23 protein-coding genes are annotated in these 24,183 nt (G+C 36.7%); 5 read left to right on the top strand and 18 right to left on the bottom strand.

Annotation, left to right across the window (positions count from 1 at the left end; genetic code table 11):
- The first annotated feature begins 23 nt into the window (after nt 1-23).
- Entirely contained in the window at nt 24-1,358 is a 1,335-nt protein-coding gene (locus QNJ52_RS09135) for a Sau3AI family type II restriction endonuclease (RefSeq protein WP_283722374.1), read from the top strand.
- Between the two features lie 68 nt (nt 1,359-1,426).
- Here the strand turns inward: QNJ52_RS09135 and QNJ52_RS09130 are convergent, their stop codons facing one another.
- Genes QNJ52_RS09130 through QNJ52_RS09120 form a run of 3 tightly spaced genes read right to left on the bottom strand, consistent with a single transcriptional unit; the run spans nt 1,427 to nt 5,967 of the window.
- Nucleotides 1,427-3,997, bottom strand: a complete 2,571-nt coding sequence (locus QNJ52_RS09130; RefSeq protein ID WP_283722373.1) for an SNF2-related protein — start codon at nt 3,995-3,997, stop codon at nt 1,427-1,429.
- Nucleotides 3,997-5,268, bottom strand: a complete 1,272-nt coding sequence (locus QNJ52_RS09125; protein ID WP_283722372.1) for an RNA polymerase subunit sigma-70 — start codon at nt 5,266-5,268, stop codon at nt 3,997-3,999. Before QNJ52_RS09125 ends, QNJ52_RS09130 begins: the two co-directional genes overlap by 1 nt.
- 12 nt (nt 5,269-5,280) lie before the next feature.
- Nucleotides 5,281-5,967, bottom strand: coding sequence for a PDDEXK family nuclease (locus QNJ52_RS09120; protein ID WP_283722371.1), 687 nt, complete (start codon nt 5,965-5,967; stop codon nt 5,281-5,283).
- Nucleotides 5,968-6,148: 181 nt separating this feature from the next.
- On the opposite strand from QNJ52_RS09120, the gene QNJ52_RS09115 reads away from it, so the two are divergent.
- Complete coding sequence (locus QNJ52_RS09115; RefSeq protein WP_283722370.1) at nt 6,149-6,934, top strand: putative hydro-lyase; 786 nt, start codon at nt 6,149-6,151, stop codon at nt 6,932-6,934.
- A 77-nt stretch (nt 6,935-7,011) separates the two neighbouring features.
- On the opposite strand, the gene QNJ52_RS09110 is transcribed toward QNJ52_RS09115, so the two are convergent.
- The 7 genes from QNJ52_RS09110 to fmdA form a co-directional block, all read right to left on the bottom strand.
- Nucleotides 7,012-7,650, bottom strand: a complete 639-nt coding sequence (locus tag QNJ52_RS09110; RefSeq protein WP_283722368.1) for an ABC transporter ATP-binding protein — start codon at nt 7,648-7,650, stop codon at nt 7,012-7,014.
- On the bottom strand, nt 7,647-8,420 hold the full coding sequence (locus tag QNJ52_RS09105) for an ABC transporter permease (protein WP_219521119.1): 774 nt from the start codon (nt 8,418-8,420) through the stop codon (nt 7,647-7,649). The genes QNJ52_RS09110 and QNJ52_RS09105 overlap by 4 nt, the downstream gene beginning before the upstream one ends.
- Nucleotides 8,417-8,866 carry a nitrous oxide reductase accessory protein NosL gene (locus QNJ52_RS09100; RefSeq protein WP_283722367.1) on the bottom strand — a complete coding sequence of 150 codons (450 nt, stop codon included), beginning with the start codon at nt 8,864-8,866 and terminating at the stop codon, nt 8,417-8,419. The genes QNJ52_RS09105 and QNJ52_RS09100 overlap by 4 nt, the downstream gene beginning before the upstream one ends.
- A complete protein-coding gene (locus QNJ52_RS09095) occupies nt 8,863-9,954 on the bottom strand; it encodes a right-handed parallel beta-helix repeat-containing protein (protein ID WP_283722366.1) in 1,092 nt (363 codons plus the stop codon). Before QNJ52_RS09095 ends, QNJ52_RS09100 begins: the two co-directional genes overlap by 4 nt.
- Complete coding sequence (locus tag QNJ52_RS09090; protein WP_219492861.1) at nt 9,917-10,519, bottom strand: nitrous oxide reductase accessory protein NosL; 603 nt, start codon at nt 10,517-10,519, stop codon at nt 9,917-9,919. The genes QNJ52_RS09095 and QNJ52_RS09090 overlap by 38 nt, the downstream gene beginning before the upstream one ends.
- A gap of 289 nt (nt 10,520-10,808) precedes the next feature.
- On the bottom strand, nt 10,809-11,078 hold the full coding sequence (locus tag QNJ52_RS09085) for an FmdB family zinc ribbon protein (protein ID WP_086039041.1): 270 nt from the start codon (nt 11,076-11,078) through the stop codon (nt 10,809-10,811).
- On the bottom strand, nt 11,078-12,265 hold the full coding sequence (gene fmdA / locus QNJ52_RS09080) for a formamidase (protein WP_283722365.1): 1,188 nt from the start codon (nt 12,263-12,265) through the stop codon (nt 11,078-11,080). The genes QNJ52_RS09085 and fmdA overlap by 1 nt, the downstream gene beginning before the upstream one ends.
- A 198-nt stretch (nt 12,266-12,463) precedes the next feature.
- On the opposite strand from fmdA, the gene QNJ52_RS09075 reads away from it, so the two are divergent.
- The 3 genes from QNJ52_RS09075 to arsC are packed head-to-tail and all read left to right on the top strand — an operon-like array spanning nt 12,464 to nt 14,483.
- Nucleotides 12,464-12,781, top strand: coding sequence for an ArsR/SmtB family transcription factor (locus tag QNJ52_RS09075; protein ID WP_101143039.1), 318 nt, complete (start codon nt 12,464-12,466; stop codon nt 12,779-12,781).
- Entirely contained in the window at nt 12,781-14,070 is a 1,290-nt protein-coding gene (gene arsB, locus QNJ52_RS09070; RefSeq protein ID WP_283722408.1) for an arsenite efflux transporter membrane subunit ArsB, read from the top strand. The genes QNJ52_RS09075 and arsB overlap by 1 nt, the downstream gene beginning before the upstream one ends.
- 17 nt (nt 14,071-14,087) lie before the next feature.
- Complete coding sequence (gene arsC, locus QNJ52_RS09065; RefSeq protein WP_283722364.1) at nt 14,088-14,483, top strand: arsenate reductase (thioredoxin); 396 nt, start codon at nt 14,088-14,090, stop codon at nt 14,481-14,483.
- A gap of 58 nt (nt 14,484-14,541) precedes the next feature.
- Here the strand turns inward: arsC and QNJ52_RS09060 are convergent, their stop codons facing one another.
- The 8 genes from QNJ52_RS09060 to QNJ52_RS09025 form a co-directional block, all read right to left on the bottom strand.
- Nucleotides 14,542-15,750, bottom strand: a complete 1,209-nt coding sequence (locus tag QNJ52_RS09060; protein WP_283722363.1) for an NRAMP family divalent metal transporter — start codon at nt 15,748-15,750, stop codon at nt 14,542-14,544.
- 21 nt (nt 15,751-15,771) lie between these two features.
- The gene (locus QNJ52_RS09055) at nt 15,772-16,524 is read right to left on the bottom strand and encodes a LamB/YcsF family protein (protein WP_283722362.1); all 753 of its coding nucleotides are present in this window, start codon (nt 16,522-16,524) and stop codon (nt 15,772-15,774) included.
- Nucleotide 16,525: 1 nt separating this feature from the next.
- Nucleotides 16,526-17,878, bottom strand: coding sequence for an acetyl-CoA carboxylase biotin carboxylase subunit (gene accC / locus QNJ52_RS09050; protein WP_283722361.1), 1,353 nt, complete (start codon nt 17,876-17,878; stop codon nt 16,526-16,528).
- 9 nt (nt 17,879-17,887) lie between these two features.
- Nucleotides 17,888-18,319, bottom strand: coding sequence for an acetyl-CoA carboxylase biotin carboxyl carrier protein (locus tag QNJ52_RS09045; protein ID WP_120786861.1), 432 nt, complete (start codon nt 18,317-18,319; stop codon nt 17,888-17,890).
- A 1-nt stretch (nt 18,320) separates the two neighbouring features.
- Nucleotides 18,321-19,292, bottom strand: coding sequence for a 5-oxoprolinase subunit C family protein (locus QNJ52_RS09040; protein WP_219492871.1), 972 nt, complete (start codon nt 19,290-19,292; stop codon nt 18,321-18,323).
- Nucleotides 19,289-19,999, bottom strand: a complete 711-nt coding sequence (gene pxpB / locus QNJ52_RS09035) for a 5-oxoprolinase subunit PxpB (protein WP_283722360.1) — start codon at nt 19,997-19,999, stop codon at nt 19,289-19,291. The genes QNJ52_RS09040 and pxpB overlap by 4 nt, the downstream gene beginning before the upstream one ends.
- Nucleotides 20,000-20,201: 202 nt before the next feature.
- Nucleotides 20,202-23,732 (bottom strand): S8 family serine peptidase, encoded by a 3,531-nt coding sequence (locus QNJ52_RS09030; RefSeq protein WP_283722359.1) that lies wholly within the window; start codon nt 23,730-23,732, stop codon nt 20,202-20,204.
- Between the two features lie 93 nt (nt 23,733-23,825).
- Nucleotides 23,826-24,020, bottom strand: a complete 195-nt coding sequence (locus QNJ52_RS09025; protein ID WP_283722358.1) for a hypothetical protein — start codon at nt 24,018-24,020, stop codon at nt 23,826-23,828.
- Between the last annotated feature and the right edge of the window lie 163 nt (nt 24,021-24,183).

Here is a 24,183-nt window from a genome sequence, read left to right as displayed (position 1 = left end):
ATGAGACAGTTAAAGATTTAATAATGTATGCCAAAGAAGCAGAAGGAAAATATTTGTATGAAATTGATAAGAAAGATATGTTGGAGAATACAAATGTAAAAGGCTCTGTGGGACATATTCTCGAAGCTAGTTATTTTGGTTATGAAATAAATTCAAATGCAGAACCTGACTTTGCAGATGTAGGAATAGAACTAAAAGCTACTGGTATCCAAAAGATGAAAAAAGGAGACCTGAAAGCCAAAGAGCGACTCGTATTAAATATAATCAATTACTGTGACGAAGCTACAGTTGAATTTGAGTCATCAAGCTTTTGGAAGAAAAATAAACATTTACTTCTCTTCTTCTATCAATATAAAAAAGATGAAAATAACAAAATGGATCGTAGAAACGCTCAAATAATTAAAGTTGAAGACTTCCAATTTCCAGAAGAAGACTTAAAAACAATAAAACAAGATTGGAATATAATACATAACAAAATCATCAATGGCGAAGCCCACCTACTTTCTGAAGGTGACACATTAATACTTGGTGCATGTACCAAAGGTTCCACTGCAGCAAAATCTTTAAGAAAACAGCCTAATAGTAATGTTTTGGCTAAGCAGCGAGCATATTCTATTAAGCAAGGGTACATGTCAAATCTTGTTCGAAAGTTAATTACAAAAGAGCACTTTGAAGCAATTACGACTGCAAAAGAGGTAAATGAAAAGTCTATCGATCAGATATTACATAATAAATTTAAGAATCACTATGGTAAATCTGATGTTGAAATAGCCGAACAATTAAATATCACTCTTAGTGATGGGAAAAATCGTATCGCACATCTGGTAAGTAATATGTTAGGTGTTAAGAAGAATGATTTAAGTAAAATCGAGGAATTTGAAAAGTATAGCATTAAATTTAAAACGATTACTTTAAATAATGAAGGTAAGTTGAAAGAACACATGTCTTTTGAGAACATTGATTTTGATGAGTATGCTACTTCCGAGTGGGATGATAGCCATTTAAAAACGATGTTCGAATCAACAAAATGGTTATTTGTTGTATTTAAAGAAGATGATAAACGTAATAAAATATTTCTTGGGTACAAGTTATGGAACATGCCAATGACTGATATCGAAGGACCGTTACAAGAGTTTTTCATGAAAACACAACGCATTCTTAACGAAGGTGTTATACTTACACAGACTTCAAGAGGTATACGTAATAACCTGCCTGGCGCAAAAGATAATCCAATTTGTCATATCAGACCAAAAGCTAGAAATGCTCAAGATAAAGTTAAACTTCCAGATGGACAATGTATTACTAAACAGTGTTTTTGGTTGAATAAGGGGTATGTTATCAAAATTATTTTGGAATAAATTTAATAGAAAAGCTAATTAATTAGAATGATATTGATAAAATATTAAGAAGTTAATATAATAACTTCTTAATATTTTCTTTCTGATTCAATAATATCTTTCATTACTTGAATTTCATCATCTTGGAATTCTGGAATTAAAAATTCCCCATCAATTGCTTCTTTCATAATTTTCTCTTTATAAACCAGTCGATTATAAATTTTTTGATCAATAAAATTATAGTAATCAAGGTTACTTTCTGTTATTAAATAATAGTATTTTGTTTTATCACTTTCTTTTAACCCTAATCTGTGAATTCTATCTCTTGATTGAAGCATAAAGGTTAAATTGTAGTTGAATTCAAAATATACAGCATTATGTGCAACTGAATGTAATGAAACCGATTCACCTAATGTGTTAGGATTTGATATTAGGACAGGTAATTCCATGTCATGTTGCAAAAATTTGTTGATAATTTTCTTTCTAGAATCTGTATCAACTGCTCCATAAACCACATCAGAACAAATACCTACATTTTGTAATTCTGAATTTATTAAAAGCAATGTATCCACAAATAATCCCCATATAACCACTTTCTCACCTTTTTTCACCAAATTAACAACAAGTTCGATCCCTTTTTCAAATTTTGGTGATTTTACTTTATTTAATTTATACTTTTTAGCATATTGCTCAAATTTATCATCCAAGCTATTTGATAAAAGAGTTAATGCTGATTTATTATAAATATTATTTTCACTATCTTCTTCATTTGAATATCCAAGTTCATTAAATGAAATTTTTTTTGACAATAATTTCGGATTAGTTGATAACTGTATCATCCTTATAATGGTAGCTAGTGGATTCTTTGCATTCAAATAAATTTCCTCAGCTATTTGTAATTGTTCATTTGATGGTAGAACTTTAATCAATATATCTTCTTCGGCCGGAGGTACATTTAAATCATCTTTGTTAATTCTCCAAAAATATGGACTTAGTTTTTCATTTATAATAGAAACATCATTTTTATTAGGGTTAATTAATTTTTTTTTATCAAAAGCAAAATGACTTTCATATTCATTATTAAATAATATATGCAAGAAATTATAAATGTCTAAATAACTATTTGGTATTGGAGTTCCTGTCAAAACATATTTATATTCTGTAAACATCGAAACATTTAATGCAGCAACGCCCCTTTTTGATTCTACACCTTTTACTCTATGAACCTCATCAAAAACCAACATTGTATGACTATCATTTTTAAGTAATTTAACTAGAGTACCTTCATACTTAGGTAATGACTCATAATTAATCAATATTAAATTAGAATTAAACCAAATATTTTCTAATTCATTACGTTGATTTATATTTTCTGTACTATTACATTTCAATTCTTTTTTATTTCCGAACACATTTTTAAATTCTATTCTCCATGGATCAAAAGCATTTTTAGGACAAATAACTAATATCCTTTCAATAGGTTGCCCTACTTGAAAAGAATTTAAGTACGCAAAGACTCCTAATAACATAGAAGTTTTTCCTGATCCTGGTACAGAAAAATTCGCTGCTCTTTTTTGAACTAACATATAAAATGCTGCATCTAGCTGTTTTGGTAGCAAAGGTCTATCTACTTCGAAATTTACTATAGATACGAAGTTTTCAAATTCTTCTTCCCAATTCTTCTTTCCATTCTTTAGTGTTAATCCAGATTTTCTAAATTCATCTATCGAATATCTCTGACTATTAATAAAATCAATTACATTTTTTGAAATTTCAAACTGTTCATTATTTCGTTCTACTTGTTTCTTAACTTTTTGAATCAATTTTTCAATTTCTTTATAATTTATATCTTCTTTAAGGTATGGGTAACCTTTTAAATCAGATATGTAATAAGTTAATTTGGATTTAAATGATGATTTGGACAAAATTTTACTAGATGTATTATCTATAAAATAGAATTGGTTATTATTATCCATCTCTAAAATTAGTGCACTATTAAATATATTCATTTTATTAATTTGTCCTGTATTATATTTCTTAATACTTTCATAAAGGATTTCATTCCCATTTATACATGTAATATTTTTATCAAGTCCTTGCCATACATTATCGAACTTTTCTCTTTTTTTCTTTATCTTCTCTTTGACATGTTTACTACTATCCCATGAGAAATCTAAGTCAAATGATTCATAATTTCTTTCTATTGCTCTAGCAGTTTCATTATTAGAGCCAATAAAATATATAGAATCTAAATTTCCATCTGTAAAAATCCCCCATTTTGAATGGAACAAACCATTTTCGACAAATCCAAATTTTACATCGGCTTTTCCTAGCGAAATCATGTAGGCTAAATTTCCAAGGGAAGCAATTTCTTTTTCAGTTAAATACATTTCATCATTTCTTAATTTGTAACCTAATTCAATTTCGTTGAAATCGTCATAGCTAATATCTAGAGAGATTAAAAGTTGTAAATACCCACCATTTTCACAAAATCTATCTAAACCACTAGAATACATTGACAAACTTTTAGATGAAAAATAGCAGCTTACACGCTTATAAATTTTTGCATTTTCTAGAATTGGATTATAAAAATCATTGATTATATCATCTTCCAATGAATCATAGCTACTCAATAATTTTTCTTCAATATTTTTAAACATTAGTTTATCTCTGATTCAATTTCTTTTATTTTATTAATTATTTTTACTAGTGGCTCTTTTAAAACTTCTTTTTGTAACAAATCCAGTGATTTAATGCTACTAATATCTATCGACTCTAATGATTTTAAGGCTTTGTTTATGAGCTCTTCAGGTTTATTTTTATTTTTAATATTTATTGCTGTCTCCGAATGTTCATAACTTACTTTTTTAACTTCTTTCAATGCTTTTTTCAGATTATCATCCTTGCCAATTCTTTCAAAAATTTCTATTTTATTTGAAATTTCTTCTCTTTCTGCAAAAGTATCAACAATTGTATCTGTAGTATCTTCCATATCTTCAATAAATGAATCTTGTTGACCTGTACCAATAACATTTTTAACGATATTTCTAAATTCTTTTTGAAAATTTTCATTATCAACTCTTATTTGAATAATCTTACTAAAAAGTGAATTTAATAATACCTCTTCCTCTTCAGTACCTTTAAATTTTTTATATTGTGGCTGTAAATCTTGTAAAGGTCCATCTAATTCTAATTCCTTGGCAATTGAATAGTTATTAGTTGGTGAATTAGTGAATCTTAAAAATTTTATTATCAGTTCTGCAACAGTGATTCTTTTTCTAACTTCGTTAATTTTTATATCAGAAAAATCAGCATATTCTTTTTCAGTCATAATATTATTCACTTTAATAGTTTTATAAGCATCTATCGCTCTATCTATCGGGTCATAATCTTCTTTCCCTAATTTTCCAAATTGAATTTGTAATTCTAATGACTTAATATCTTTTTGATCATTGTGATTATTTACATTTAAATCTTCTAATATCACAGCTTCAAAATATTGTGTCTCTGTAATATCTAAATCTTGTTGTAACATTCTTTTTGCTGTAAATCTTCTGTTACCGTCTATAACTCTACCATCAATTAATACATATCCAACTTCTTGTTGCCCTTTTTTATGTATATCTCTAACCAATATTTCCATATCCTTTTTTACTTTTTCATTATCTAAAGGATATAACATTTTCTGAACAATATTATTATATTCCTCCTTATGGCCTGGAACTAGAGTACCATTCTCACTTTCATACTGTGACAAAGCTACTCCAATTCTTCCATTTTGATTATTATAATAAAGGTAATCCAAAGGTATCATATAAGTTTGTCCATTATATTTAGTACCATTTGGTTTTTTTATAGGTACATTTACTATATGTGAACCTTCTTTTATAATTCCTTTTCCAATTAAGTCTAATAAATTTATATCTTCCATTTTTACACTCCTTTATAATCCAATGATTTCTTCAATATATGACTTATTAAACCAAAACTTTTGCTTTACTAATTTTTGACCTGTTGGCAAAACCTCTATATCTTTACCATCCTTTGCTCCTGGTCTAAGATGTCCTAAGTAATTAAATTTAGATGACGGTAGGTTATTTTTATTGATATATTTTCCATTACTTAATTTTTTTTGAGTTATGATTAATTTATTATTTTTTATTAATTCTCTTACATAAATCCATATATCTTTTAGACCATGGTTCAAATCATATTCTTCCATCTTCCAAATAGCTATATCTTTAAACACTATATTTTTCTCGCTTATAATTTTTTCAGATGTAAATTCTTGAAAGATAAAAAATGCAAAATAATTATTATTAAAATAATTATAAAGATAACTTTCTTTAAAACCTTTGTCTTCAGTCCATTCATCAAAATCAACGGGAATAAAGGACATTGATTGAGCTAATTTTCCATTTGCTTTTATTCTAACAGTTTTCATAATAATTGAAGTTTTATCAATATTAATTCTGTTATTACTTTTATTATTTAGTTGACCCAACATTTTTCTTGATAAATTTACATATAATACTCTATTCGAAGTAGACGACTCATTTAAAATGTCTCTCAACTCAAAAACTGTTTTTCCCTTATATTCTTCGATTATATTATTTATATCTACATACATAGTTACTCTGCCTCACCAATCATCTATACTGATTTAATAAATTAAACAACTTATCTATATTATGGTATTAAAATAATCCATTATCAATATTATTTTATAATTTACAAAATTATCTTACAATATACATAAAATATACTTCATAATAAAAACAATTACAAAATATGCAAAAAGGGGTGCTACTATGAATTTACAATCTGCTCTACCATCTGAAATTCGCGCTTTGATTCGCGATAATAAACTTATCCAGCATACGTCTGGCATGGCTAAGGGGTACATCCAGGCGAATGTTGTGATATTGCCTGAACGTTATGTTTATGATTTCCTTAAGTTCTGTTACCGTAATCCAAAGTCCTGTCCTTTACTTGATATTACTGAGGTTGGGGAATTTTCTTTTCCTAAGTATGGTCCTCATGCGGATATTCGCACTGATGTGGGTGAATACTATGTTTATCGTGATGGCGTACATGTTGAGACACGTCATGATATTAAGGATCTATATCGTGAGGATATGGTAGCTTTCATTATTGGCTGTAGCTTTACATTTGAGCATGCATTGCTTGATGCTGATATTCCTGTGCGTCATATAGAGGAAGGTCATAATGTACCGATGTATATTACGAACATTCCTACTGAACAAAGTGGTGTCTTCCACGGTCCTACAACGGTGAGTATGCGTCCGATGACAATGGCTCAGGCGATTCGAGCGTCTGAGATTACAACGCATTTCAAAGGTGCACATGGTGCTCCGCTTCATATCGGCAATCCTGCTGCAATCGGCATCAAAGATATTAATAACCCTGACTTCGGGGAAGCTGTAGAGATACGCGACGGCGAGGTTCCTGTATTCTGGGGATGCGGTGTAACACCTCAGTCAGTGTGTCTGAATGTTAAGCCTGAAATGATGATTACTCATGCGCCAGGGTACATGTTTATCACCGATATTAAAGAAAGTGAATTGCTGTATTAAAATAAGAGAAACCCATCACTTATTGTGGTGGGTTTCTCTAATTTTGAAATTGGCGCCATGCCAATTTCGCTCCCCTATCATATGCCACGATAGAGCTTAATCAGCGATTCGACATCCTCAAAGTGATTCTCAGATTGATGGACGATCAGCCCATCTCTCAGAACATACAGTTCATCTGCGATTGCCTGCGCAAAATCGAGTTGATGTGTCGTTATGAATAGCGTCTTCCCTTGTGCCTTTTGCTCACGAATTATATCCTCCAGCTTGAATATCCATAATGGATCTAAACCATTTGTCGGTTCGTCCATAATGATAAATGCCGCATCTCCAATTAAGCTTTGTGCGAGGTTGAGGCGTTGTCGCATGCCTTTAGATAATGATTTAACAAATTGTTCTCGATTATCATCTAGTCCAACTTGTGCTAATGCATCATTTGATGTGCTGTCTTTAATTCTTTGAAGCATCTTAATGATTTCGCTGATTTTCAAGTATGGTGGAAACTGCAGGTCATCAGGCATATAGTTGATTTGTTCTGGTACTTGCAATGAGCCTGTCTTCGCTTTCAGTTCACCGAGCATGAGTTTGATAAGTGTACTCTTTCCGGCGCCATTTTCTCCTATCATCACGTGCACTTTACCTGTGCCGAGGTGCATTGTGACGGGCCCGAATGTCTTCTGTTTATTATATTTGAATTGTAATTGCTGTATGTCTATCATTTGCTTCTCCTCACCCTTAACATCGTAATATAGCTCAATACGAGCGGTACACCAATAAATAACATAATATTGATATATAAGATGTAGTGACCAATGCCTTTCAGCCAGTTACTATAATTGTAGAATCCTGGTCCAAGTAGTGCGAGCTGATCTGTCCAGTAATAGTACAGCATGCGGATAAGGTCGACTGGATTGAGATGAATATTTGCTACTAACGCTTGAAAGAGCATCTGTCTGTTCAATTGATCATTCAATGCAATGATTGTAAATGGGATGATAAGTAGCCACAGCGTCCAGAAACAGAGTGCAATACCAATTGCGCTGAGTCGATTTCTTGAGATGATGCCAATCCATACTGCGATACTTGAGAATATGAGAATCATGATGAATGATAGTAATATGAAGACGAATTCCATATGTACACCGATAATGATACCCATCACGATACTGATGGCGAGCATCATTGTATAGAGCAGCACGATAGTAATATAGTGGCCAAATATATAGCTTCTATAACGCATCGGATAAGTCTTAAGTAACTTCAGCCATCCTGTTTCATTATGATGTGCTACAGTCATACTGCCGATAGCTAGAATGAATAATGGGACGATCAGCAGTTCAATACTGAGCGCATAGTTCATCTGAAATAAATTGGAGTGCTCTGTCCCTGTTTGAAATAAGCTTGCGAGTATAAATGTAATAATATAGATGATTGCTGTGATATAGAACACTGGATTACGCAGACTCTGCTTGAGTTCCATCCAGATCATGCGTGAATGCCCCACTTAAATGATTTCAGATCATTGAATTGCAGCTGTTTGCTATTTTTATACTTTTTCATAAAGGCATCTCTATCTGCTTCAGTTTCAAATGCTGCTACACCATAGTTCATCGGAGTCCAGATGTCTTTGTTGTAAATGTAGAATGCTTTCGTTGCGTCTATCCATTTATCTTTCTTGTAGTCTTTCACATACATCATACCGATATCGTCTTTATTCTCTTTATTATAATGTTCCATCATACAGCCGATATCATCAAAGATCAGATGATCTTCGTTGTTGTAGACCATCTGCGTTGCCTGCTCCGGATGATCGATCATCATATTGCATACGACACATTTATCTGTCTTCTGATTGATGTCACGCGGACTTAAGTCAGGTTTGCCACAACCTGCGAGCAGAATTGCTGTAATCAATAATGTAATGATATATTTCATCGTATCCTCCTTAATGTTAATAGAATGATTGCTAAGCTGCATAATAGAATGGGGAGCCAAATGTTAAGTTGTATATTGCGAGATAGCATTTGTGGACTTGTATCCTGATAACCGGATTCTAACGTAATACTCTTATCTTCTATCCATTGCAGCAGAATGTGAAGCGGGCCATTCTGAAAGAAATTTAATGTTGTATCCTTCACCATCGTCTCTCCTAATAAGTTGCTGAAACGCTTCGGTGTATCTCCTATGCCATCACCATCCAGATCCATTATAGATGGGTCGTCATACATATTATTGCGGAACTGATGCTGCTGTTCATCGATATTCGCAATCGATATATTATTGCTGAAACGATTGTCCTGTATCGGGATATCCGACTGATAAATTTCGATACTATTGAGATTACGTTCGAAATCATTTTTAGTAATATGACTCTTTGTCATCTCTTGTACGCTCAGAGCCGTACTGTTTTGAATGAACTGATTGTTCTTTACGTGTATATCCGTACTCTTATAGAGCGTCATCCCTGTTGCGTTCAATACTTGCTGATCCACAATCTTATTATGTGTAATCTTAATGTTGTCAGATACCATCAGCATAATACCTGTAACGTTATTGCGTACGACACTGCGCTCTAGTTCACCATGATTTACATACATGAAATGGATGCCATACCGATTATTTCTAGAAGATATATTGCGCATATTAACGCGTTCAACATGTTCAAGGTAGACGCCATCCTTTGTATGAGAGATATCTATATTATCCAGTTTTATTTGTGATGAATTCTCAATATGAATTCCATTTGCTTTTCCATTGCCGATTATCTTAATATTTTTTAGTGTAACGTCGCGGCTATTCGAAATGGTGATCGGTGGTGCAGAACCAGAATAACGTATCGTTACATCTTTAATCGTCGTATGATCCTTAGTAATATGAATTGGTTCTGTCACAATTTTCTCGCTATGCACGTTCGCATGTGCATCCATATGACACAGAATAATCGCAAGAAAGAGACAAATAAAGATTATCTGTCCCTTCGTTGTTCTATTCACTGTGATGTTCATGACTTTCGTGACTTTCATTCATATCTTTCATCTTTTTGTGCTTCTCCATAAAGCGCATCATCGCTTTCTGATCAACAGCAGCAAGCTGCTCTACTTCAGTATGATGCTCATGTGCGAATGCCTGTGCATCCTTATCTTCTTTAAAGCTCGCGATACCCACATTCATCGGTGTCTTAATCTCACCTTTAACAAACTTCGCATCGCTGACATTGATCCATTCTGATGTCTTGTGGTCACGTACAAACTTCGCTTTCATCTTCTTGTCCGACTTACGCTCATAGTTTAAGAGACAGAACAGGTCATCGAAGAAATAGTTCTTACCATCTTCTCCTATCGCTTGTGCTGAATATTTACCCATAGCATCAGACTTTTGATAGACTTTCATATCACACGCAGCACATTTTGTATCTTCTTTCGGCTCTTTTAAAGAATAGCCGTCTACTTTAGTCGTCTGCTGGTCCGCTTTAATCTGCTCAGTCTTAGCCGCCGTCTTCTCTTTCGTCTGTTCCGATTGTTTCGTTTCTGCATTACCACACGCCGCAAGTAGTAATGATGTTGCAAGTAGCACTGTTGTCTTTTTCATCTGTATTCCCCCTAATCAATAATTACAATGATAATTTTATAGGAAGGGAGATGCCTTATTTGTATATAAATGTGAATAAATCATGATGAAAGTAAGTCAAAATTTTAAAAATTAAAATCATCGCGTGTAAATTCATGATTTGTCTATGGACATTTGTAAAACTTAGAACAACACTAGGAATTAATGGAAGATCGGTTGAAATTGTTTTCTATCTTGAAATTAGCGTCGTGCCAAATTCACACCTTAATTCCTTACCAAAAAAACACCCCACATGTGTGAGGTGTCACAATTATACTGTCCAAGACATTGGATTCTTATTCTTATTCAAACTTTTAATATTACTCGTCGGTAAGTTTTCTCTTTTAACGACTTTCGGTGTCATGCCTGCGTTAATTCGATTATATAACTTCGGGTCCATATGGTTTGTTCTGAAACTCTTGAACACTCTCGATGTCACTTGAGAACATTCCGGACATTCATCCTCTTTCAAGTTGCTATTCATTGATTTCCACGTATCATATTGTCCGCATGCTGGACATTCAAATGTATACTTCGGCATTATTCATCAAGCTTCGGAATAATATTATTTGTAAAGATTTCCTTAGGCAGAGATAACGTACAGCATGCATTTGGAATATCTACGATGCCACCAATATTCCCTTGTACAGGTGCTGACCCAAGTAACATATATGCTTGTTCTCCTGTATAGCCACATGTCTTCAAGAATTCAATCGCATTTAAGCAGGCATTACGGTATGCAGTGTTGGCGTCAAGATAAAGCTGGTCTCCAGAGAATTCATTAACAGAGATTCCTTCGAATACGAGATATTCATTATAATGCGGCATTACTGGCCCTGGTTGGAATGCCGGGTTCTTCTTAATCTTATATTTCTCCATGCCACCTTTAATCACATGGACTTTAAGTTCAATCCATCCAGGAATTTCAATTCCTCCACAGAATGTAATCTCTCCATCACCTTGTGAGAAATGTAGGTCTCCTACTGATAGCTTCGCCCCACCAACGAATACTGGGAAATAGACGCGTGAACCTTTTGATAAGTTCTTAATATCACAGTTCCCACCGTTTTCACGAGGCGGCACTGTTCTCGCACCTTCTTTTGCTACGCGCTCGAAGTCCGCTCCTTTGAGTGTTCCGAGCACACATGAATCTGGATCTGGCAGCTCTGCAAGCGCTGGTACACGATTCGGGTTTGTGTCTACTAGTGCTTTTTCACGGCGATTCCATTCATCCAGCATCTCTTGACTCGGCGCAACACCCATTAATCCTGGATGAATAATACCTGCGAACTTAACATTCGGTACGTGACGACTCGTTGCATAGATTCCTTCAAAATCCCAGATAGATTTGGCAGCTTTCGGATAATGATCGACTAAGAAGCTTCCCCCATTTTCTTTCGCGAATATTCCATTGAATCCCCACTCATGTGCACTGAATGTTCCAATGTCGAGAATATCCACGACAAGCAAGTCTCCTGGCTCTACCCCATTGACATGTACAGGTCCGCTTAATACATGGACACGCTTTAAGTTTACCTTTTCAATATCTGAAGGGTCATCGTTATTGCTTATCTGTCCATCTGTCCAGTCCAGACATTCCATCTTGAAGACCTCACCAGGCTCTACCGAGAATGCTGCCGGAATATCAGGATGCCATCTGTTATGTCCAGGATGTTTTTGCTCATGCATTTTCTTCGTTAAGTCAATTTCAAAAATCTTTTTCGCCATACAAAATCCCCCTTAATTTTTAAAATTACACTTTTAGTTTACTTTAGTTTTCAGAATATTTCAAATTTAATAAAGAGTTTTTGAAATTACCGTCGTTCACAGCTAATACCCATTCATACCAACAATTTTCTAGATTTATATAGACATTCATCTATATAGATGTTAATCTATGTTTGTATTAAATCAAGGAGGTTTATTATGACTTATAAAGCTTTAGCAGCAACACTGAAAGTATTATCTGACGCGAGTCGACTTGAAATATTGGATATACTTTCTTGTGGTGAACGTTGTGCTTGTGATTTACTCGAACACTTCCAGTTTTCACAACCCACACTCAGCCATCATATGAAAACACTCGTGGACCAAGGTTTCGTGACGACATTTAAAGATGGTAACAAACGCATGTATCAGCTGAATCACGATAAGCTGAAGGATATTAACGATCACTTATCTTCACTGAACGCATCGCAAGAAGCATGTATCTGTAACACGATGAAAAGAGGTGCGTGCCAGTGATGACAGCAGTCGCGATTGCCATATTTCTTATTACGTTAGTCTTTATTATCTGGCAGCCGAAAGGTCTAGACATCGGTATTACAGCAGTTGTCGGTGCAATCGTTGCAATTCTTACAGGTGTCGTCAGTTTCTCTGACGTACTTGAGGTCACAGATATTGTGTGGAATGCCACGCTTACGTTTATCGCAGTGATCATCATCTCGCTTATATTAGATGAGATTGGTTTCTTTGAATGGGCAGCCATCCATATGGTCCGTGCCTCACACGGTAATGGTTTCAAGATGTTCGTCTATATTATGCTGCTTGGTGCTATTGTTGCTGCATTCTTTGCTAATGATGGTGCGGCACTGATATTAACACCGATTGTTCTCGCCATGGTGAGACGTCTCGGGTTCAATCAGAAGGTTATCTTCCCGTTTATTATTGCAAGTGGTTTTATCGCAGATACGACGTCTCTGCCTTTAATCGTCAGCAATCTCGTGAATATCGTCTCTGCGGATTACTTTAACATCGGATTTGTTGAATATGTCAGCCGTATGATCATTCCGAATCTCTTCTCACTTGTTGCAAGCATCGTTGTTCTATGGTTATATTTCAGGCAATCGATACCACGTACATTTAATACGGATAATATTGGGACACCTGAAAGTGCGATCAAAGATATGAAACTCTTCAAGATGTCATGGATTGTGCTATTTATTCTCTTCATCGGTTACTTAAGCAGTGAATTTATCAATATCCCTGTTTCACTGATTGCAGGAGTCATTACAATTATCTTTATTGTATTAGCAAGCAAATCCCCTGCTGTAGATACAAAGCAAGTTATTAAAGGCGCACCGTGGAACATCGTCTTCTTCTCTATTGGGATGTATCTCGTCGTCTTCGGGCTTAAGAACGTCGGTATCACGACCGTGCTAGCAGATGTGCTTTCTACGATTTCTACATATGGCTTGTTCAGCAGCATCATGGGTATGGGCTTTATCGCTGCATTCTTATCATCTGTGATGAACAACATGCCCACTGTGTTAATTGATGCCATTGCAATTGGTCAATCCGATGCAACCGGATTATTAAAGGAAGGCATGATCTATGCGAACGTTATCGGTTCAGATCTAGGCCCTAAGATTACACCGATTGGCTCACTTGCCACACTGTTATGGCTACATGTACTCTCACAAAAAGGTGTGAAGATTTCATGGGGAACATATTTTAAAACAGGGATTGTCATCACGATTCCAGTTTTATTCGTTACATTGTTCGGACTTTATTTAACATTAATATTATTTTAAAGATTTGAGGGATTTTCATGGAGAAGAAGACACTTTATTTTATTTGTACAGGAAACTCCTGTCGCAGTCAGATGGCTGAAGGATGGGGAAAGCACATTCTAGGAGATACATGGAACGTTTATTCAGCAGGAATTGAAACACATGGTGTGAATCCTAAAGCCATTGAAGTGATGAAAGAGGTGGAAATTGATATCTCTCATCATACATCAGACTTGATTGATCAAGATATTCTAAACAACTCAGACCTCGTCGTTACTTTATGTAGTGATGCAGATAATAATTGTCCAGTTCTGCCACCGAATATAAAGAAAGAACACTGGGGATTTGATGACCCTGCTGGTAAAGCCTGGTCAGAATTCCAGCGTGTCAGAGATGAGATTGGTCACGCAATCGAACAATTTAAATTAAGATAGCAAAATGACTGTGCTTGTTATAAGCACAGTCATTTTTTAGCTATATTATCCTAAATATTTAGCTATTCCATAGATCAATCAATGCCTGGATTGAGAAGAACCCAGCACCGATTGTTGCAAGTACTGCAATTACACCGAGGACAAGTAGCCACGTTGGATGTTTGTAATCACCAACGATACGTTTATTTTTAGATGCAATCAAGATTGCTGATAATGTAATCGGTAAGATTAGTCCATTGAATGCGCCTGCTAAGATTAATAATTTAACAGGTTTACCGATTGTTACAAATACGATTGTAGAGAATACGATAAAGATAATGATTACAATATTGTTATATTTCGAGAATACCGGATGAAATCCTTTCAAGAATGATGCACTCGTATAAGCAGCACCAATTACCGATGTTAATGCGGCTGCTAATAATACTAATCCGAATATACGTGGTCCAATTGGTCCTAATGCATGCTGGAATGCTGATGCTAGTGGGTTATCAGGGTTTAATGATACACCTGTTGCCACTACACCTAATACTGCTAAGAATAAGAAGAAACGCATCACACCTGTTGTAATAATCCCTAAGTTTGCTGCACGTGATACGAATGGTAAGTTCTTCTGTCCCACCATGCCGTCATCAATCAGGCGATGGGCACCGGCGAATGTAATATATCCTCCTACTGTTCCACCAACGATTGTAATGATCGGCATAATAAGTGCTGCTGGATTATCCGGCATCACCATCTTTGTCACTGCTTCTCCATATGGCGGTTGTGTCTTAATCATTACGAATGCTACTGTCAGTAACATGAGTACACCCAGAATTTGAGTGATGACGTCCATGATTTTAGCGCCACTCTTACTTGAGAAGATGATAATTGCAAGGATTGCCGTGATCACTGCACCGAGACGTACATCAATGCCAAATAAAGCATTGAACCCAAGGCCTGCTCCAGCGACATTCCCGATGTTGAATGCAAGTCCGCCCATCACAATCAAGATTGCAATGAAACTTCCGAGTCCTTTAAATACTTCGTTTGCAATATTCTGGCCACGTTTCCCTGTCACAGTTAAGACGCGCCAGATGTTAAGCTGCGCACCGATGTCAATGACAATACTGATCAGGATGGCAAAGGCAAAGCTTGCAAGATGCTTTTCAGTAAATACAGTTGTCTGCGTTAAGAATGCCGGCCCGATTGCTGATGTTGCCATCAGGAAGATTGCACCGAAGAGCAGACGCTTCTGTGCTGCTGTCATGTTTTGTTTTTCCATAGTATTTCCCCTTTGATTATGTTATATGGTTTGAATCTTGATTCCTTCGGTCTGTAATGCTTCGATAATTGCCTTTACAAAGGCTAATGCTTCTGGTCCGTCACCATGCACACAAATGGAGTCAGCCCGTAAATCGATAAGCTTTCCTGTTTCTGTCTTCACCTTGTTATCACGCACCATTCGTAATACATGTTCAACAGCAGCTTGTTGCTCATGAATCATCGCATTATCTTGTTTGCGTGAAACTAATGTCCCTTCATCTGTATAATTACGATCTGCGAATACTTCATTGATTGCAGTCATGCCTTTCTTTTCTGCTGCTTTAACGAGCGTACCACCTGAGATGCCCATGACCTTAAGTTCCGGGTTAAAGTTGTAGATGGCATTGACGATAGCATTTGCCAGTCCTTCATCACCACTTGTCGCATTATAGAGTGCACCATGGGGTTTAACATGGTTAATAGTAACACCATGTTTCTTACAGAATGCGTCGATGGCACCGAGTTGATAGGTGATTAAGTTTTCTACTTCATCATACGTCATATCTAGGTTACGTCGACCGAACCCTTGCAGGTCTGGATATCCTGGATGTGCACCGATACCTGTACCATGTGCTTTACAACGTTCTATCGTCTGATTTAATACATTAAAGTCACCTGCATGCATCCCACAAGCAATATTTGCTGAAGTAATCAACGGAATAATCGCTTCATCATTGCCTATCTTATAGTTACCGAAACTTTCGCCTAAATCCGCATTTAAGTCAATGAACATATTATCCCTCCAGGAAGTGATTTTTCTCTAAGAATTTAATATCAACTAAGTTTTCATGATATCTTGGATGCTGTACGATACGATACTGGTAATCTAAATTCGTCTCGAATCCCGCAATAACTGTTTCATCAAGTGCGGCAAGCATCTTCTTGATTGCGCGGTCACGTGTCTTATCGAATGTAATGAATTTACCGATCATCGAATCATAAAATGGAGATACCATACAGTCAGGATATAAGAATGTATCGATACGTACCCCTGGTCCTGCAGGAAGATGTAATGCAGTTACTTTCCCTGGACTCGGTCTAAAGCCATGATTCGGATCTTCGGCATTAATACGGCATTCCATACTAAAGCCCATGATTTGAATGTCTTCTTGTTTCAGATCAAATTCATCATATAATGCAATCTTGAGCTGTGCTTCAATGATATCAACGCCAGTGATCATTTCCGTTACGGTATGTTCTACTTGAACACGCGTATTCATCTCAAGGAAGTAGTATTCTTGTATTTCTTCTACATATAAGAATTCAAGCGTACCTGCGCCGCGATAGCTAATATTTTTCGCAGCGTTAACAGCATCTGTCGTCATGCGTACGCGTACTTCGTCCGGCACGATAACAGCAGGTGCTTCTTCAATTAGCTTCTGGTTGTTACGCTGAATCGAACAGTCACGATCATAGAGATGTACAGCATCTCCATGACCGTCACCAATGACCTGAACTTCGATATGACGTGCTGTACGAATGAATTTCTCGATATATATACGGTCATCACCGAATGCTTTCTTTGCTTCGTTCTTTGCAGCATGGAATAAGTTATCGAAATCTTCTTCACGACTCACGATACGCATCCCTTTACCACCACCACCGGCAACCGCTTTAATCACAAGTGGCACTCCGATTTCACGCGCTTTTTCACGAGCTTCTTCGATCGTTGGAATGACATCTTTAGAACCTGGAATAACTGGGACACCTGCAGCAATCATTGTCTTACGTGCCTCTGCTTTATCACCCATTTTGTCGATAGTCTCAGGCGTCGGTCCGATAAAGACGATGTCATGCTCAGCACAAAGGCGTGCAAACTTAGAGTTTTCCGCTAAGAATCCATATCCTGGATGGATGGCATCTGCATGTGTAATTTCTGCAGCGGCAATAATATTATTCATATTAAGATAACTTTCTGTTGAACTCGCAGGGCCTATACAAACCGCTTCATCTGCAAGTGCAACATGTAAGCTGTCAGCGTCGGTATTAGAATAAACTGCAACCGTCTTGATGCCGAGTTTCTTACATGATCTGATAATACGAATCGCGATTTCCCCGCGATTCGCGATAAGAACTTTCTTCAACATATTTCCCCCTTACTTCTCTTTAATACGTACAAGTGGCTCGTCATATGCAACAGCAGTACCGTTTTGTACGAAGATTTCTTCGATTGTACCGTCAACATCTGCAAAGACATCATTCATCACTTTCATTGCTTCAATAATACCGATGCGATCACCTTTTTCCACTTTATCTCCTACACGAATAAAAGGTTCCTTCGATGTTTCATCCTGCATATTATAGTATGTTCCGACAAGCTGAGATTTTTGTACATGATCGCCTGGCGTTTCTCGTTCAGCTTGAACTTGTGATTGTGGTACTCCTGCAACAGGTGCTTGTGGTACGTATTGTACTTCTTGCACCGCTTTTTCTACGTAATACTCATCTTTCCCTGACTTTACTTTAATGATCTTTAAATCATTGTCGTTCATCATATCGATTAACTGCTGTAACTTTTCTGAATTCATTTTACTCCGCCCTTTGTATTAATTTTTGGATTCTGCCACTCGTATGTCTTACATCATACGCATGTAGGCCAACTTCATTAATAATGCTCATCATTTTCTTCTTCTCTTCAATCGCTTCTTCAAGCGTTCCTTCTACAAGGCGTACTTCACTGCCAGGTGCTTTTTGTACAAGTGTCGGGATATCTGCAAAGTATACCGTCCCAATCTTCGCATAACCACCGACAGTCTGACGATCATTCAATAAAATAATCGGCTGCCCGTCAGATGCAACTTGTATGCTACCCAATTGGACAGGTTCTGAAATAATGTCATAGTTCGTCTTCACTTGAAGCGGTTCACCTTCTAGACGCATACCCATACGGTCAGATGTATTTGAAATTTCATAAGTGTTCAGCAATGTTTCATGAACATCTTTAAAACGTTTATACTGACGACCAGGTATAAAACGGATCGTACTCACCTTATCGATAAAATGTGTCGCTAAGCGCTGCGTCTTGCTATGCTCAGGCTTATTGAACTCGAGAATATCATCTTTACGTAATGTACGCCCTTCAACACCACCGATACCAATCTTAGTGTGTGTTGCATAACTATTATTCACCTTGTCCAGCTTAAAGCCATTCTTTACTGTTAAATACGTTCTATAGCCGTTCTTCACTGCTTTGAATGTTAAGATATCTCCGGCTTCAGCGTTATGTACAGCACGATTTTCTACAGGTGTATCATTAAGTTCCGCAAGCATATTACCTCCTGTAATCACAAATGCACATGCTTCTTCAAACTTAAATATCCCCCCTTGCATCGTCATCTCGATACTCATAAATTCATCATTGCCTAGGAGTAAATTACCAAGCATGACTGCACGATAATCCATTCCGCCAGAAGGACTAAGACCGATATTCTGATAGCCGAATCGACCGAGATCTTGAATGGTCGTGAACAACCCTGGATTAATAACCTGTAATCCCATCATTTCTCCTCCTTCACTTGTATCTCATACGTACCCGCTTCAACTTGACGCTTAATCTCGTCAAACTGTTCAAGCGTAATCGGTTCGTATTTAATATAATCACCCGCTTCATAATAAACGACAGGATTTCTATTTGGGTCATAGAGTTTCAGTGGTGTCTGCCCGATAATATTCCAGCCTCCTGGTGACTGAAGTGGATACATTCCTGTCTGATTCGCAGCGATACCGACAGAACCTGCTGGAATCGCTTTTCTAGGAGATGACCTACGCGGCGTCGCGATACGCTCATCCAGACCACCAAGATACGGGAACCCCGGCATAAATCCTAGCATATAGACTAAGTATTCATTTTCAGAATGAATCTGAATCACTTCTTCTGTCGTTAATTCATGTGCTGCTGCAAGTTCTTCCAGATCAAGCGCATACTTTTTGTCATAACATACAGGTATTACAAACGTACGCTTCTTTTCAGTATTACTGTCAGCTATCTTTAATTCTGAAATGTGCTTCTTTAGTTCATCATGTGTTGTTATATCATCATTAAAATATATTACTAAAGTGTTATATGAATTGACCAGTTCAGTTATCCCTTCAATCTGTGCCTGTTCGATCGCTCGACTTAGAGCAATCACAGATTTGTTAATATCAGGTGCGATTTTTTCGTTAAATACGCAGCTAATACAATTTTCACTAACATCGAAAAATTTCATCATGTAACCCCTTTCTTTACAACATTAATATGTTACCATAATTTTCTGATTATTAGAAACTATTTTCTATCATTTAACGCGTTAAGGCGACTATATAGAGGCACAAGGGGGATGCGAATTTGGCACCATGCCAATTTCATACATCAATTCTCTCCCCTTTAAAACAAAAAACCCTCCCGACATAAATTCGGGAGAGCTTATATTACTTCAATCCAAATGTATTAAATTGTGTAACCTGGATACCATATTGTCCAAGCTTCTTATCGTACTTACTTGCGACGCGTTGGTTAGCGTCTGCATTATATACATTCAGTCCTCTGTTTCCTTTAATATATAACGCATAAGGTCGTACTAATGATTTCACTTCTGAATCTCCAGCTTTAACCAGTACTTGAACTGCATTCTGATATGTGCTGTCTACTTTTTTAATCTGTATCGTTACATCTCCATATTTGCTCAGTTCATTCATGTTTGCTGAATTTAAACTGACAGCGTGCAGCGATGTATTTAATACGATACTTTTATTCTTCTTCATCTGTGAAAGTTTAGCAAGCTGTGATTTAGTAAAGGTTACAGCTTTGTCACCTTCCACTGTTAATACTTTTTGCTTTCCGTTAACAAATTGATTGACTTCGCTGTCTGTTAACGTCTTAGCTTCATCAACTGGTGTCCCAGTGTTATCTTTGATGTCTTTGTGTCCTTCTGAGACCTCATTCGTATTCGTGTTCACCGTATACTTAAAGCTGGCTTTATTTCCTGCAACATCCTCAACGTTTAATGTGAGATGATATTCACCTTTATCGTTGATATCGATCGTTCCTTCACCACCATCAGATATTACGACTTCACCTGTTTTATTATTGCTTAGTTCATAGCTAGCTTTTAGAAATTCAGAAACATTGTAGTTGATATCATAACTTGCAAGTGTTTCTTTAGCATTGATGTACAGGTCATCAAGTTTAAATGATAGCTTTCCATTATTTAAAGCTAATGATTTTATTTCTGCTGGTTTCGTCTTAACAAATAATGGATAGTCATCTGCTGTGGCATTTCCATTATCACTCGTCGTAATAGCATCTACTGCATATACACCGTCTGCAAGCTTCCCTTCAACGCGATTTGAGCCCTCAATATTGTACAGCTTACCGTCCAGCACAACTTCTTTCTCTCCATCTAAACCAGAGAATAGATCAATACTTCCTACGTAACCGTCACCTGCTGGTCCACTCTTCTCATTCAGTAAATCATAATATTTTAACAGCGTTAAGTTTTGTTTATTATATACTTTCATGTGTACTGAAGAAGCGTCATTATTACCATCACCGTTTGGTGACATATGGTAGTTTGTCAGGGCAAATTTTTCAAAGCCTTTCTTCTTCACTTCAGATAAGTTCGCTGCAAATGGCAGAGCATAGGAACGATTGCCTTTAAAGTGAATATATCCTTGAATTTCGTCACCTTGAACAGGTGTGCCTGCTGGAATATTTAAGTTTACAGTAACTTTACCTGACTGGATTGATTGCACATCTGTAGTTACTGTTGCACCAGATTTTGAAGGTCGTGTTGTTTCAACTTCAATTGCATAGTTATCATCAGATGATAACTTCTGTACATCAATAGTCTTCGTAATTACTTGTGCTTTACTTGTCGGAACTTGGTTACCAAATGCAATCGTTCCACGTGTATGTGTTTGTTTCACGCCATTTACTTCTGTTTCATGCGCCACTTTGAAAAGTGATGTTGCAGTTGCAGCTTCAAGTGGCTGAACTAGACCCGCACCTTGACTGAAGACGTCAAATTTAGATTTATCAAGATGTTTCGCTGTATTGCTCAGTGCACTCTTAATATCAAATGGTGTCCATTCTGGATGTAATTCTTTCAATAGGGCACTCACCCCAGAGATATGTGGTGTAGCCATCGATGTTCCTGTGTATTGTGCGTATGCCTTACTATAGTTATCGCCTACTGCAAACGAAGGAATTGTCGACAAAATATTTGTTCCAGGTGCACTCACGTCAGGCTTAATATCAAAGTTTGGCAATGATGGTCCACGAGAAGATGAGTCATTCACGTCATCTCCTGGTGTCGTCGTAACGTTGAATTTAGTGAAATCAATCATCACCTTCTCTTTTTCAAGCTTCGCTTTCAGTGCTAAACCTTGTGTGCGGTCCATATCAACAGTCGGGATATAATCGAATGAAGCACCCACGAAAATATCTGCCGGTCCTGGGCTATTTGACCCTGTCTCTGAATTGTAAACAATAACCGCCTTTGCACCTGCATCTTTTGCATTTTTAATCTTCTCTACAAATGCAATTTCACCACGTTCTACAAGTGCAACTTTATCTTTCACATTCACTTGCGCAAAATCTTCTTTCTTTCCAAGTCCTGGTATATTTACAAGTTCATATTGATCCTTTAACGTTGTTTCTGGATTATTTCCAAACTCATACGCCATCAACTTGTAATTCTTTGTTTCTTCACCTAGCTTTAAATCAACATCTATACGTTCTTCAGGTAGTGTTGTATTACCTACGCCGATTCCTAACGGACTCGTTGCCGGTCCACCAATTGTTGAACGCTCTGGTCCGGAATTTCCTGTTGCAACGTTCGCCGTTACACCAAGGAGCATCGCATTGTTCACTGCCATCGAGTTCGCTTGATTTTCTTCTGGACTTGAATTACCTAGCGATAAGTTGATGACATCCATATCATCCTTCACCGCATCTTCAATGCCACCAACAATCCATGACGTACTTCCACGACCGTACGCTCCAAGCACACGATATGCATATAAATCGACATTCGGTGCGATACCATACATTCCGAATTCATTCTTACCTTGTGCAGCAATCGTCCCTGCAACGTGTGTTCCATGAGTTGTATAATATTCGCTGCCGCTTTCATTGACTTCCGGCAGGTGGCCTGGACGTTCTTCCGGTTTCGTTTCATAAGGGTCATCTGCATTACGCTTCGTATTGTAGTCACCACCACCAACATAGTTGCGGCCACCCTTATAGACATCCTTTAAATCTGGATGGTTATAGTCGATTCCTGTATCAATTACTCCGACTTTAACACCCTTACCTTTATTACCTAGCTCCCATACTTTATCTACCTTCAAATGTGTGATACTCGGAATCAGCTTTAAGTTCAGCTCATCTCCCATCGTATCTTTGGCCACATCTTGTTGTTTTGAAGCCTGCATTTCAGAAGGATCGATTTGGATGACATCATCTTTTTCGACGAGTGCGACATCTTCAATTTGAGCAATCTTTTCAATATCTTTAGCATCAACCGTCATTGCCTCAGCGTTAATTACCGTTTGATATGAATGATTCTTCTTATATTTGATGCCTTTATTCTGCATCTTGCTGTTTGCCTTCTGCTGCTGTTTTGCAATCTTTTCTTTAACCTTTTCATCTGAGAGCTTTGACCATTTCTTGCTCTTGGTCTGTTTTAACCCTCGTTCCAGTCCGACAGAGGGTTCATCATAGTGTACGATAACATTGACTTGTCCGGAAATCCCCTTTAAGTCATTATCAATTGCCCCTTGTTGGCTCAATACTTTCAGCTGACTGTCAATCGCTTCATTTTGGGCAATGTTTGTACTATTTAACTTTGGTGTTCGAGGTTTCTTGGTGTCAAATTCTGCACCTTGAACAGGTGACACCAGTGTTGTTACAAGTCCGATCGATAATAATGCCGCTTTTAGCTTAAACTTCTTGGTCAATGAAATTCCTCCGAATCATATAATAGTCTGAAAATTTTGTATGTTTATTATATTATATCGATTTTCGAAAGAAAGCAATACCTTTTTTTTATTTTATAAAATTGTGTTGTCATCATGATCACGTTCAATATGCAGAACATAAGGATTTTGAATAAGGAGGCTATAGTCTTCCTCATTCAACTCTACTAAATATTGCTGCATCATTTCGTAATGACGAATGACGTCTATATATGCTTCTTCAAAAAAAGAGTCTTGTGCGTCAGGATGGAGCTGCACTAAATATTTCATAAAATCACCTCACTTGTAAAAAAAGTCTGAGACGAGAATGTCTCAGACTACTGTTATTTTGTGCGAGTGGCCGTTTTTTGGACACTCAGACGTATTTGGGTACGCGAGTGGCCGTTTTTTGGACACTCAGATGTATTTGGGTGTGCAAGTGGCCGTTTTTTGG

Origin of the sequence: Macrococcus sp. S115 (assembly GCF_030067655.1) — a bacterium.
Taxonomy (GTDB): Bacteria; Bacillota; Bacilli; order Staphylococcales; family Staphylococcaceae; genus Macrococcoides; species Macrococcoides psychrotolerans.
The sequence above is the reverse complement of the archived record's forward strand: the minus strand, read 5'-3'. Positions and strand labels throughout refer to the sequence as shown.